The following is a 12374-nucleotide window of genomic DNA, read 5'->3' as shown; positions in this document are numbered from 1 at the left end:
GTCTTTATGTGGTACTGCCTTGCCGCATCGTTGTTCTTTCTGCCTTTTTACCGCCGCGTTTCGCTGACCCTGCTGGCTGTCTCGCTGGTTGTGGGCGTCAGCAATCATACCGTGCAGCTACCGGCGCTCGGCGCGCTGGCGGCAATGGGCGCCGTCGCCTTTTTTTGTTACAGGCAGCAGGCGCGAAACGCTTTGGGCGCGGTCGGAGAAGCCTTGCTGTTGCTGAGTGCGGTTGCGCTGATGCTGCATCTTGTGCCGGGCTTTAATAATTTGCGCATCGTTTCCGGCGTGCAGGTTGGGCCAGAGAGCGCGCCTTTTACCTTCTATTACAACTTTGACAAGGCGCTGATCCCCTTTGTGCTGCTGGGCTGCCTGCCAACGCTGCTGAAACGTCCGGCCGCGCCGCCCGCTAACCGGCTGTGGTGGCTGGTTTTGCTGCTCTCTATGCCCACGCTGCTGCTGATCGCCACGCTGGCTGGCGGCCTGCAAGTGGAGCTGCATCAGCCGGCCTGGCTCGGCGCTTTTATGCTGGCTAACCTGTTTTTTGTTTCGCTGGCCGAAGAAGCGCTGTTTCGCGGCTACGTGCAGCAGCGCCTGAGCCAGCGGCTCGGCAACGTGTGGGCGCTGCTGATTACGGCCGTGCTGTTCGGCCTGGTACATTACCCAGGCGGGCCGATGCTGGTCTTTTTTGCCGCGCTGGCCGGCGTGATTTACGGCCTGGCCTGGCTGTGGAGCGGACGCGTCTGGGTTTCCACGCTGGTGCATTTTGCTTTTAATCTGTTGCAGCTGCTGTTTTTTACCTATCCCTTCTGGCTGCATCAGCCCGGATAGCGCATTTTTTCCGCCAGACGGTTATACTGGGCAGGAATCGTGCCGCTCGTGCGGCACACTTGCTTTTTTCCCACCGGACAAATCCCACGACATGCTGAGTTATCGCCACAGTTTTCACGCCGGCAACCACGCCGACGTTCTCAAACATACCGTTCAGAGCCTGATCATTAACGCGCTTAACGAGAAGGATAAACCCTACCTCTATCTCGATACTCACGCGGGCGCCGGACGCTATCAGCTGGGCAGCGAACATGCCGAACGGACCGGAGAGTATCTGGAAGGGATTGCCCGAATCTGGCAGCAGGACGACGTGCCGGAAGAGCTGGAAAGCTACCTTTCCTGTGTGAAAGCGCTTAATCCTAACGGCAGGCTGCGTTTTTATCCCGGCTCGCCATTGATTGCGCGCCATCTGCTGCGCCCTTACGACAAGCTGAACCTGACCGAGCTGCATCCCAGCGACTATCCGCTGCTGCGCAATGAGTTTCAGAAAGACGAGCGCGCGCGGACGGAAAAAGCGGACGGCTACCAGCAGCTGAAATCCAAACTGCCGCCGCCGTCGCGTCGCGGTCTGGTGCTGATCGATCCGCCTTACGAAATCAAAACGGATTACCAGGCGGTAGTGAAAAGCATTCAGGAAGGCCACAAGCGCTTCGGCACCGGCGTGTTCGCCCTGTGGTATCCGGTGGTACTGCGCCAGCAGATCAAACGTATGTTTGCCGAGCTGGAAGCGACGGGCATTCGCCGCATTCTGCAAATCGAACTGGCGGTACTGCCGGACAGCGATCGCCGTGGCATGACCGCATCGGGCATGATCGTGATTAACCCGCCGTGGAAGCTGGAGCAGCAGATGAAAAACGTGCTGCCGTGGCTGCATAAGCGGCTGGTGCCAACGGGCACCGGCCATACCAAAGTCAGCTGGATCGTACCGGAATAAGCCCGGCCTGCCGGTCGGGCGCTGCCCGACCGCGTTAGCTATAGCGGAAACAGCGCAAAATCGTGCGCCATTTCGGTAGCCGGAAAAATCGCCCGACACTCCGCCAGCAGTCGTTCCGCATCCTCACGCAGATAGCGCGAGCTGAGATGGGTAATAATCAGCTTTTTCGCCCGCGCGTCCTTTGCCATGGTGGCCGCCTGCACCGTTGACGAATGGCCGCGACCGTTGGCTTTCTCCTCCATGGCGGCTTCCAGCGTCGCTTCATGCACCACGACGTCAGCCTCAGCCGCCAGCGCGCTTGCCGCCGCCGTGGGCGCCGTGTCGCCGAAAATCGCCAGCGTCCGCCCTTTAATCGCCGGGCCAAGATAGCGGCTGCCGTCCACTACGCGCCCATCCTCCATCGTGACCGTTTTGCCCAGCTTGAGCTGTTGGAACAGCCGTCCGGGCTTGATGCCGTCCGCCAGCAGCCGTTCCGCGTCCAGCGTGCCGGGCCTGTCATGTTCTTCGATGCGAAAGCCGTAGCACTCCACCGGATGCGTCAGCGGAAAGGCCGTGACGCGGAAATGCTCGTCGCTGAAAAGCTCTCCGGCGCCGATTTCCACAATCTCCAGCGGAAAAGTCAGCCATGAGCCGCTCAGGCTGAGGGACATCTCCACAAAGGTTTTGATGCCTGGCGGCCCGTAGAGCGTGATCCCCTCGCTGATGCCGTTCATCGAGCGGCTGGTCAGCAGACCCGGCAGGCCGAAAATATGATCGCCGTGCAGGTGAGTGATAAAAATCTTTTCCAGTTTGCCGGGCTTGACCGCGCTGCGCAGGATCTGATGCTGCGTTCCTTCGCCGCAGTCAAACAGCCAGCTGCCGCTGCGTACGCCCTGTAAATTTAAAGCGATGCTGGTAACGTTGCGCTGGCGGCTTGGCGTCCCCGCGCCGGTACCTAAAAAAAGCAGTTCCATTCCGTCTCTCTTTGCCGGTTTTTAAATCAAAAATAGCGATTTACGTCACGCTTTATGCCGTTTATCCGCGCTTCTGACGCGCCCGCCCTATCACAATCATAGACGCAAACTTTGCGGCATTTGACCGTCAGGCGTTACACTAGTGCCAATTAATTCGACCCTTATGGAACTCTTTCGATGACCAGACATTATGACTACCTTGCTATCGGCGGCGGCAGCGGCGGCATCGCTTCCATTAATCGTGCGGCCATGTATGGACAAAAATGCGCGCTGATCGAGGCGAAAGACCTTGGCGGCACCTGCGTGAACGTCGGCTGCGTGCCGAAAAAAGTGATGTGGCACGCCGCGCAGATCGCCGAAGCGATTCATCAGTATGGCCCTGACTACGGCTTTAATACCACCGTCAACAGCTTTGACTGGGCGACGCTGGTTAAGAACCGTAGCGCCTATATCGACCGTATTCATACCTCGTACGATAACGTGCTGGGCAAAAATAACGTAGACGTCATCAAAGGGTTCGCTCGTTTTGTCGACGCCCATACGGTGGAAGTGAACGGTGAGAAGATCACGGCGGATCATATTCTGATCGCGACCGGCGGCCGTCCAGTCCATCCGTCTATTCCGGGTGCGGAATACGGTATCGATTCTGACGGTTTCTTTGACCTGGACGCGCTGCCAAAACGCACTGCCGTGGTCGGCGCTGGCTATATCGCCGTTGAGATCGCAGGCGTGGTTAACGCGTTAGGCTCTGAAACTCACCTGTTCGTGCGTAAACACGCGCCGCTGCGTACCTTCGATCCGCTGATTGTGGATACGCTGGTGGAAGTGATGAACGCGGAAGGCCCGACGCTGCATACCGAATCGATTCCGAAAGCGGTGATTAAAAACGCCGACGGCAGCCTGACGCTGCAGCTGGAAAACGGCAAAGAGCAGACCGTAGACTGTCTGGTCTGGGCCATCGGTCGTGAACCCGCTACCGACAACCTGAATCTGAGCGTGACCGGCGTTGAGCTGAACGAGAAAGGCTATATCAACGTTGATAAGTATCAGAACACCAACGTGAAAGGCATCTACGCCGTGGGCGACAACACCGGTGCCGTCGAGCTGACGCCGGTAGCCGTAGCCGCCGGTCGTCGTCTTTCCGAACGCCTGTTTAACAACAAGCCGGACGAGCATCTGGATTACAGCAACGTGCCGACCGTGGTCTTCAGCCATCCGCCTATCGGCACCGTGGGCCTGAGCGAGCCGCAGGCGCGCGAGCAGTATGGCGATGACGAAGTGAAGGTCTATAAATCCGCCTTTACCGCTATGTATACCGCCGTAACGCAGCACCGCCAGCCGTGCCGCATGAAGCTGGTTTGCGTGGGCAAAGATGAGAAGATCGTCGGCATCCACGGCATTGGCTACGGCATGGATGAAATGCTGCAGGGCTTCGCGGTGGCGCTGAAAATGGGCGCGACCAAGAAAGACTTCGACAATACCGTGGCTATCCACCCAACCGGCTCGGAAGAGTTTGTCACCATGCGCTAACGGCGCATCCCATAAAAAAAGGCCGGCCTTCGCTGGCCTTTTTTATTGCCCGTTTGCCAGCGCCTTTAACGAGCAGCTGTTGATAAAACGCGGCAGGGTGTCCGCAGGCAAATAGCGCAGCTGCCCGTTTTCCGCCTTTAACAACGCCTGAAAAGACATGGCCGGAAACCCGTTAAAAACCATTGTCAGCGCCATCACCGGGCCGTCAGCAAGCTGCCGTTCCGAAACAATCGGCTGGCTCATCCGCCAGCGACGGGCCAGATCGGATTTAACGACGTTAAGCTGCCAGGCAGGGTTTTGCGCCTCCAGCGTCGGGTTATAGCGCCCATAGCGGATGCGATAAGCACGCTGCCTTAGCGAGCTGGCCTCCGGGGACTGAAGCTGCTTATCCAGGCTAATTTCGCAGCGCAGCTGGTAGCTGTTGGCAAAACGGTTTTTTCCGTCGGCTTCGGTAAGCAGCGATGTCATCACGAAATCGATCGCCAGCGTATCGGTTATAACCGCTGTCGGACGGGTATTCTCATTCTGCCAGCGATCCGGCGCGACGCGGGTCAGGATCATCAGCGGCGCCTCCTGCGTGCTCAGGCGGGCCATAATCGGCGGCAGGCTGATGTAGCCGTTAGGCACGGGTACGGGCACCCTGAGCGCCTGCGGTACCGGATCCGGCCTGGCGCCGTTTAGCGGCAGCCGCCAGATTTTGACCAGCGGCGGATGGTTTGCCGGTTTTCCGCTCTCTACCCGCCGCAGATCGGCTGCCGACCACGCCAGCGCCAGCAGCGCCGTGCCCTGCGCTTTACCCAACCGAACCGACGATAGCGGCTCATCCGTCTCTGCGGCATTTAAAAAGAAGCGCTGGATCTCTCCCGTGTGGCCGTTGCCCAGCCTCTGCCGCGCTACCGCCACGCGCGTGGCGTAATCTTCCCCGCTGTCATCGCGAATAAACTGCCTGCCGTCTGCCGAAACCCCTACGCCGCGAGCAAAAACCAGCGCATGAGTGATATGGCCGACGTCGTCCCGTTCAAACAGCATATCGTGTGACAGGAAGCGATACTGATTGTGGACGGAGGTTGACGGGCCGTTCAGCGCGTAATCGGTCATGGGCTTTCTGACATCGCCCGGCATAAACGCGTTCTGCTCGATTTTTACCGTGGTTTTGTTGCTGCTCAGTACGCCGCGATGGGTCAACGAAACCAGCACCGGCTGATTATCAATAACGGCCAGCTTATTGATTGAGGCGTCGGCATCCTGCGAACAGGCATCCTGAGCACAGCCGGGAAAGCTCAGCGCATGGCTCGACTTCTGCGGCGTTTCCTGCCGGGCGATGGCAAACGGGATCAGGTGAACGCTGGTATCGCTATAGGAGTTACGAGCCAGGGAAACCAGCGGCGGCAGCGCGGCATCTTCACCTGAGGGCCTGTCCGTTACTATCGGCGGCGTGACCACCAGCACGCCGGGAAAAGGCAGCGCGCTGACGCGGCTGCTTTCCGGCGGCGTCGCCAGCACGCGCATTTTCACGGTGTTGCGCCGAAAGTAGAAGGTGCGAACGCCAAAATCCCGCCCCGGATCGCTGACGGTTTCCTGGGGTACGGCGCGTCCTACAATGTAATCGTCGGCCCTGGCCGGCTGCGGATCGTACTCAAACCAGGTCGAGCTTCTTCTGCTGTGAAAAGAGCCTGCTCCGCCCAGCGTTACGCCCAGCAGCACTTCTTTCGCCTCGTGTTCGCAAGCCGCGTACGCCGACAGCGGATCCTGAGAGTTTCCCTGCCGGTTGATCTGTCGGCATAAACGATAGGCGGACTGCTGGAGCTGGCTGTCGCAGTCCGCCTGGGTATAACCGTAGGTCGCATAGCCATGGCGGTAACAGAGGTCGTGCATCACGCAGGCCTGACGAAAGCGCAGAGAAATAGCCGACCCGTCTTCCGCAGGACTGAAAGCAATTTTTTCCATCAGTTTCGGGATGGAGCAGTTCAGCCCCGTGCCCTGGCCGCCCAGAATCGCTTCCGTAGCCAGCGAAGCGCGGTAGGTGGTAAAGGTGGAAGGCGCTTCCGTCTCTTCCGGCTGCGCCAGATCCGGAAAAACTTTTTCAGCGGCCATGCCGCTAAATAAACGGCAGACGATAAGCGTCAGGGCCAATAATATGAAGCATCCTGCCAGTAAAGTTAGCCAGCGATGGGAACGAATAAATGCTTTTAGCCTGGCCATAGTGGACGCCCCTTGTTAAATCTGCCGCTGCGTTGGTAGTAAGGCGATTAGGGCCTTTTTCTGAGGATATTGAAGGGAGTATAGGCACGCTTATATTTACGCAGGGAACGACCTGCAGGGGAAAAGGTAATTTCAAAATAAAAAACGAATGTGGCGGCCGCGTACGCGATCAATCACCAGCGGCGAAGGGAAATAAAAGCCAGCCGGGGCTGGCTTTATCCGTGCTTAAAACGAAAGCGTAACGCCCGCGTACCAGGCGCGGCCAGGCTCGTTATAGGTCGAAGCCCCTTCGTTTTCACGATAAATACGCTTGTCGAACAGGTTGTTGATGCCCGCTTTCAGCTGTACATCCTTTATTACGGCATAGTTCACGCCAACGCCCACGATAGAGTAAGGCGCAACTTCTTTATCGGAAAGTGAACCATTTTCGGTATTACTTTCAGCGTATTGACGAGGTTTTTGCTTGCCGTAGAACGTCCAGTTCAGGTTGGTAGAAAGCTTGCTGGTCACCTTATAATCCAGCATTGTATTAATGGTGTATTCAGGAATAATCGACAGCGGATTGCCGGTGTCTTTATTTTCCGAAGTGATCATATAGGTCGCATTGGTACGCCATTCCAGCATTTCTTCGATCAAAGGAATAGTCAGGTTACCTTCCAGTCCTTCCACCAGCGCCTTGCCGCCGTTTTCCCAGCGCAGAACATGATAACCATCCGAAGCTATGCCAATAAAATCCGTGCCGGAGACGATTTTATTTTTGTAGTCGTTACGGAAATAGGTAATGCCTGCCGCATAGCCCGCGTTAGCAAACTCCAGACCAACCTCTTTATTGATGCTGATTTCCGGATCCAGATCGTCGTTGCCCATCAAATAACATTTGCTGTCGATCCCGATCGGGCAGCCGTTGCCCCGCGTTTTTAGCAAATAGCCTTCGCTGGACTGATAGAGGTTAGGCGCTTTAAATACACGCGCGATACCGGCTTTCAGCTTGAAGTGTTCACCTAATGCCTGAGAAGCATTGAGGCTGGGGCTGTAGTTAGCGCCAAACTTGCTGTGATAGTCAACGCGTAAACCGGGGATCAGGTTGGTGCCGACGACCGGCTCAATGTTATCTTCCAGATAAAACGCGCTCATCTCCGCGCTGTTTTTAGCGCTGCGGTTGTCCGTGATGCCGCTGCCCGATACGCCGCTGGCATTGGTAGCGCGCATCGAAGCGGGGTCGTTCAGCACTTCGCGGTTCCACTCTGCTCCCAGCGTCAGCGTTTGCTCCAGCCATTTTTCCAGCGGGATAGTTGCTTCGCCGCTGGTGCGGTAATTTTGCAGACGGCTGGTGTCATAAGTCTCGCTGTCGATCATCCCTTCGACGCGACCTGTCGTGCCTTCATGCAGACGGGTATTGTTGGTTTTCTCGTAGTAGAAACCGAATTTTGACTGCCCCCAGTCCCAGACGCCATTGTGCGTAACGCCATAGGTCTGACGATACATGCGGTTGGTTTCCTGGCCGTACAGCGTCGGCACCAGATCGCTGATATTGCCGTTACTGTGCTGCGTATCGCCCGCATAGATATTGCCCTGGCGGCTGTAGCCGAGATCGAAATCGACAATTTGCGTCGGCGTCATTTTCCAGGAGAGCTGCGCGTTAATATCTTTGTTGCGTACCCCTTCCCGACCCGCCGCGTGGCTACCGTTTTCTGCGGTATTGATATCGTAAGCATCGGCGTCGGTTTTATTGATATTGCCATACAGCCGCGCGGTCAGCGCTTCGCCCGCCAGCGGGCCGCTCAGGCTGAAGTTGGCGCGTCTGGTGGCGCCTTCCTTGTCGTTTTCCGGCTGGCTGGTAAACAGCGACAGTGAACCGTGCCAGTCGTTGGTGGGGCGTTTGGTGATGATATTGATCACGCCGCCCGCCGCGCCGGAGCCGTAGCGCGCCGCCGCTGGCCCGCGCAGTACTTCTATACGCTCGACCATCTCTGCCGGCACCCAGTTGCTGTCGCCGCGCGTATCGCGTTCCCCACGCCAGCTGTAGCGCACAGAATTGCGCGACCTCGTCGGTATGCCGTCAATCAGGATCAGCGTGTTTTCCGGCCCCATGCCGCGAATATCGATTTGTCGATTGTTACCGCGGCTGCCTGTGGCGCTGTTGCCGGTCAGGTTTACGCCGGGCATCTTGCGGATAATGTCGGAAAGATCGTTAACGGGCGGCTCTTTGGCAATATCTTCCGCAGTAATGACAGAAACGCCCGGCTGCTGTTTTAGCTGCTCTTCAGCAGAGCGGGTCACCACCATTTCCGCCTCGTCATCTTTGACTGCTTCTGTTTCAGCCGTCCAGGCCGGGCCGCTTGCAAAGCAGGCGATAACCATCGCCAACGGCTTGATTTTAAAACTCTTTGTATCAACCATTAATCATATCCCTGATTATTCATCATGATTTAGTAAATGCGCATGATAACGATAACTATTCTCTTTTGAATAATAAAGGATGAACTTCACAATTTACTTTTCCTTGCAAAGCAGCGGGTAAAACAGGTTTTGATGGCAGGGGCGTCACTGCCAGCAGCAGTAGTCAGACTACGCGTTATCTAAGCCAGGCGGATCTCCATCATTATTTCATCGCTTGTTAAATATTTTGCTTTCTCTTTCTGGCGTAATTGAGGCTAAGGTTAACGAGTCAACCCAACCATAAGCTGAGGAAACACGCATGAGCACGTTCAGGACGCAGGATGGTACGCAGATTTATTACAAAGACTGGGGCAAGGGTAAGCCGGTTCTGTTCAGTCACGGCTGGCCGCTGGATGCCGATATGTGGGACAGCCAGATGAATTTTCTGGCCGAACGCGGCTACCGCGTTATTGCCTTCGACCGTCGTGGTTTTGGCCGTTCCGATCAGCCATGGGAAGGGTATAACTATGACACTTTCGCATCCGATATTAATGACCTAATCGAACATCTCGATCTGCACGATATCACGCTGGTCGGCTTCTCGATGGGCGGCGGCGACGTGACCCGCTATATTGGCCGCTATGGCACCGAACGTGTTAGCGCCCTGGCGCTGCTGGGTGCGGTTACGCCGATTTTTATCAAAACCGATGACCATCCGGAAGGCGTGGACAAATCTGTTTTTGACGATATCAAGGCAGGATTACGTAAGGATCGCGCGCAGTTTATCAGCGATTTCGCCACGCCCTTCTACGGCCTCAACAAGGGAATGACGGTATCGGAAGGCGTAAAAACGCAGACGCTGAATATCGCGCTGCTGGCTTCGCTGAAAGGCACTATCGACTGCGTGACCGCTTTCTCAGAAACCGATTTCCGCCCGGACGTGAAGAAGATCGACGTGCCGACGCTGGTTATTCACGGCAGCAGCGACCAGGTCGTGCCTTTTGAGGCAACCGGCAAGCTGGCCGCCGAAACCATCACGGGCGCGCAGCTAAAAATTTACGACGGCGCGCCGCATGGCTTCGCCGTTACGCATCAGCAGCAGCTTAACGAGGATCTGCTGGCTTTCCTGCAAGCCCGTTAACGCTTTCACGAGAGGACGATAAGGGGCTACGGCCCCTTTTTATTTATCCTGTGGACGCAAAGAGATTTCGCCGCCAACCCAGGATTTGCGTATGCCATCCTGCTCCAGGATCAAGCCGCCCTGCTGATCGATGCCTCTGGCGATGCCCGGTATCTCGCGGTCGCCTATCAGCAGCTTCACCGGCCGGTTCAGGAAATTATCCAGCTTACTCCAGCGCTCAATAAAAGGTGCCAGGCCTTCACGCTCAAAAAGCTGAAGGGATCCGCGCATATTATTGACCAGGCTGGCAGCCAGCTTGTTTCTGTCTATGGTGACACCCGCTTCCTCCAGGTTAATCCACGCCTGATTAACTACGCTCGCATCCGGCGAGCGCATCGCCAGGTTTATGCCTGTGCCGATCACGATATTCGCCGCATCCCCCGCTTTTCCCGTTAATTCCACAAGAATGCCAGCGAGTTTACGATCGTTCAGGTAAAGATCGTTCGGCCATTTTACCCTGACATCGCTTGCGCCCAGCGCCTGTAAGACTTCCGCCGTCACAATGCCGATAACCAGACTTAACCCCATCGCAGCCAGCGGGCCTTGCTCCAGCCGCCAGTACATAGAGAGATAAAGGTTGGAGCCGAAGGGAGAAAACCACTGACGCCCACGACGACCGCGACCCGCCTGTTGATATTCCGCCACGCAGGCATCGCCGGATTGCAGCGTAGCCATTCTGTCCAGCAAATACTGATTGGTGGAATCGATCACCGGGATCACCGCCAGGCCGCCCTGATCCAGCTGTGAGAGGATTGTTTCTTCATTCAGCAGCTGGATTGGGCCTGACAGGCTATAGCCCTTACCGGTTACGGTAAAAACATCAATGCCCCACTCTTTGAGCGTCTGAATATGTTTGTTAATGGCGGCACGGCTCATGCCCAGCCGCTCGCCCAGCTGTTCGCCGGAATGAAATTCGCCGTCGGCCAGAATGGCGACAAGTTTTAACGGAACGGTTTGATCTTTCATGCAATGACTCCGACGGCATCCTGCTCGCCTTCTGCGCCGATAAAGCGCACTTCGGGTTCGAGCCATACGTTGAATTTCTGTCCGACACGCTGACGAACTTCATGCGCCAGCGCCACAATATCGTCACTGGTTGCCCGATCCTTATTGATCAAGACCAGCGCCTGATGCTGATGAACCGCCGCGCCACCTACCGTATAGCCTTTAAGATCGCAGCGATCGATCAGCCAGCCCGCAGCCAACTTTACGCTGCCGTCAGCCTGCGGATAGCGCGGCATATCCGGCCAGTCTGCCGCAATAGCGGCCGCCTGTTCCGCAGCGATCACCGGATTTTTAAAAAAACTGCCGGCATTGCCCGTTTCGGCAGGATTGGGCAGCTTGCTGCTGCGCATCGCACATACCGAGTCGAAAATCTGCTGTGGCGTGACCGTAGCTGAAGAAAGCCTGCTTAAATCGCCGTATGTGATGACAGGTGACCACTGCTTTTGCAGGATCAGACCTACGGCGATAATGGCGTAGCCGCATTGATATTGGTGTTTGAAGATACTGTCACGGTAGCCGAACTGGCAGTCCTGCGCAGAAAGGCGGCTGACCTGACCATCAGACAGATGCAGAATATCGACATACTCGCAGACGTTTTTTAACTCGACGCCATAGGCGCCGATATTCTGAATAGGTGCCGATCCCGTACAGCCGGGGATCATCGCCATGTTTTCCAGCCCTGGCAGCGCATTTTCCAGCGTGTACTGAACCAGCTGATGCCAGTTTTCTCCGGCGCCTACATGCAGATGCCAGGCTTCCGCGCTCTCTTTTACCGTTATGCCTTTGATACGATTGACGATGGCGGTACCGTTAAAGTCCTTTAAAAACAGGATATTGCTGCCTTCGCCTATTAACAGTGCCGGTCGCTGCTGGCGCTGGCTTTCCTGCCAGGCGGCGCTTAACGCTTCTGCCGTGGTAGCAATAACGATATTTTGTGCAGAGACATCAAGATTAAATGTATTGAAAGGTTGTAAAGAGTGCTGCTGGCTGGACATGAGACGGCCTTAACAAATTTATCTGCCCGTAGTTTACCCGATTTCAGAGTGGAAGCGTGGAAGGATTTACTGCGAAATGGCGCTTACGCCAGTCTGGGCAGGCTCAAAAAACTGCTGCGCACGCAGAAAAAATAATGACGGAAAAAAGCTTTTTTGGCTCTACTTTCGCATATTTTTGCAGCAAAAAAAAGCGTTGAGCGGCGTTTAAGACAGTCAAAAGCTGAATAGCAAGCCTGGTGGCGGGCTGAAATCTGATGGCAGTGGGACGAGGCGGGCTTTTATGCATCTTTTATACGCGTTTGGCTCGGGTGATTACGTCTGTCCTTCTGTTAGCCTGAGTATTTACGATCGCTATCCGGGTTTTC

At 56.1% G+C, this 12374-nt stretch carries 9 protein-coding genes; 4 read left to right on the top strand and 5 right to left on the bottom strand.

Annotated features, from left to right (window positions below):
* Positions 1 to 6: 6 nt before the first annotated feature.
* A complete protein-coding gene (locus AB6T85_RS15975) occupies positions 7 to 831 on the top strand; it encodes a CPBP family intramembrane glutamic endopeptidase (RefSeq protein WP_369896118.1) in 825 nt (274 codons plus the stop codon).
* A gap of 91 nt (positions 832 to 922) precedes the next feature.
* A complete protein-coding gene (locus AB6T85_RS15970) occupies positions 923 to 1765 on the top strand; it encodes a 23S rRNA (adenine(2030)-N(6))-methyltransferase RlmJ (RefSeq protein WP_369896117.1) in 843 nt (280 codons plus the stop codon).
* Between the two features lie 38 nt (positions 1766 to 1803).
* Here the strand turns inward: AB6T85_RS15970 and rnz are convergent, their stop codons facing one another.
* Positions 1804 to 2718, bottom strand: coding sequence for a ribonuclease Z (gene rnz, locus AB6T85_RS15965; protein ID WP_301253346.1), 915 nt, complete (start codon positions 2716 to 2718; stop codon positions 1804 to 1806).
* A 177-nt stretch (positions 2719 to 2895) separates the two neighbouring features.
* Between rnz and gorA the strand changes: the two genes are divergently transcribed.
* Entirely contained in the window at positions 2896 to 4248 is a 1353-nt protein-coding gene (gene gorA, locus AB6T85_RS15960) for a glutathione-disulfide reductase (protein WP_301253347.1), read from the top strand.
* A 42-nt stretch (positions 4249 to 4290) separates the two neighbouring features.
* On the opposite strand, the gene AB6T85_RS15955 is transcribed toward gorA, so the two are convergent.
* Complete coding sequence (locus AB6T85_RS15955; RefSeq protein WP_369896115.1) at positions 4291 to 6381, bottom strand: hypothetical protein; 2091 nt, start codon at positions 6379 to 6381, stop codon at positions 4291 to 4293.
* A 294-nt stretch (positions 6382 to 6675) separates the two neighbouring features.
* A complete protein-coding gene (locus AB6T85_RS15950; protein WP_369896113.1) occupies positions 6676 to 8850 on the bottom strand; it encodes a TonB-dependent siderophore receptor in 2175 nt (724 codons plus the stop codon).
* A 298-nt stretch (positions 8851 to 9148) separates the two neighbouring features.
* On the opposite strand from AB6T85_RS15950, the gene AB6T85_RS15945 reads away from it, so the two are divergent.
* On the top strand, positions 9149 to 9970 hold the full coding sequence (locus AB6T85_RS15945) for an alpha/beta fold hydrolase (protein WP_301253350.1): 822 nt from the start codon (positions 9149 to 9151) through the stop codon (positions 9968 to 9970).
* Between the two features lie 39 nt (positions 9971 to 10009).
* Here the strand turns inward: AB6T85_RS15945 and birA are convergent, their stop codons facing one another.
* Both birA and murB read right to left on the bottom strand, forming a co-directional pair.
* On the bottom strand, positions 10010 to 10975 hold the full coding sequence (gene birA, locus AB6T85_RS15940; RefSeq protein ID WP_253457326.1) for a bifunctional biotin--[acetyl-CoA-carboxylase] ligase/biotin operon repressor BirA: 966 nt from the start codon (positions 10973 to 10975) through the stop codon (positions 10010 to 10012).
* Positions 10972 to 12009, bottom strand: coding sequence for a UDP-N-acetylmuramate dehydrogenase (gene murB / locus AB6T85_RS15935; protein WP_253457323.1), 1038 nt, complete (start codon positions 12007 to 12009; stop codon positions 10972 to 10974). The genes birA and murB overlap by 4 nt, the downstream gene beginning before the upstream one ends.
* Between the last annotated feature and the right edge of the window lie 365 nt (positions 12010 to 12374).

The organism is Erwinia aeris (assembly GCF_041224955.1).
Taxonomy (GTDB): domain Bacteria; phylum Pseudomonadota; class Gammaproteobacteria; order Enterobacterales; family Enterobacteriaceae; genus Erwinia; species Erwinia aeris.
This window is presented reverse-complemented; position numbering and strand designations above follow the sequence as displayed.

Excerpts from the sequence above, each read along its gene's own strand:
- rnz (WP_301253346.1), bottom strand. The coding sequence starts at position 2,718 with ATGGAACTGCTTTTTTTAGGTACCGGCGCGGGGACGCCAAGCCGCCAG.
- AB6T85_RS15945 (WP_301253350.1), top strand. The coding sequence starts at position 9,149 with ATGAGCACGTTCAGGACGCAGGATGGTACGCAGATTTATTACAAAGAC.
- gorA (WP_301253347.1), top strand. The coding sequence starts at position 2,896 with ATGACCAGACATTATGACTACCTTGCTATCGGCGGCGGCAGCGGCGGC.
- AB6T85_RS15975 (WP_369896118.1), top strand. The coding sequence starts at position 7 with ATGTGGTACTGCCTTGCCGCATCGTTGTTCTTTCTGCCTTTTTACCGC.
- AB6T85_RS15950 (WP_369896113.1), bottom strand. The coding sequence starts at position 8,850 with ATGGTTGATACAAAGAGTTTTAAAATCAAGCCGTTGGCGATGGTTATC.
- murB (WP_253457323.1), bottom strand. The coding sequence starts at position 12,009 with ATGTCCAGCCAGCAGCACTCTTTACAACCTTTCAATACATTTAATCTT.
- AB6T85_RS15970 (WP_369896117.1), top strand. The coding sequence starts at position 923 with ATGCTGAGTTATCGCCACAGTTTTCACGCCGGCAACCACGCCGACGTT.
- birA (WP_253457326.1), bottom strand. The coding sequence starts at position 10,975 with ATGAAAGATCAAACCGTTCCGTTAAAACTTGTCGCCATTCTGGCCGAC.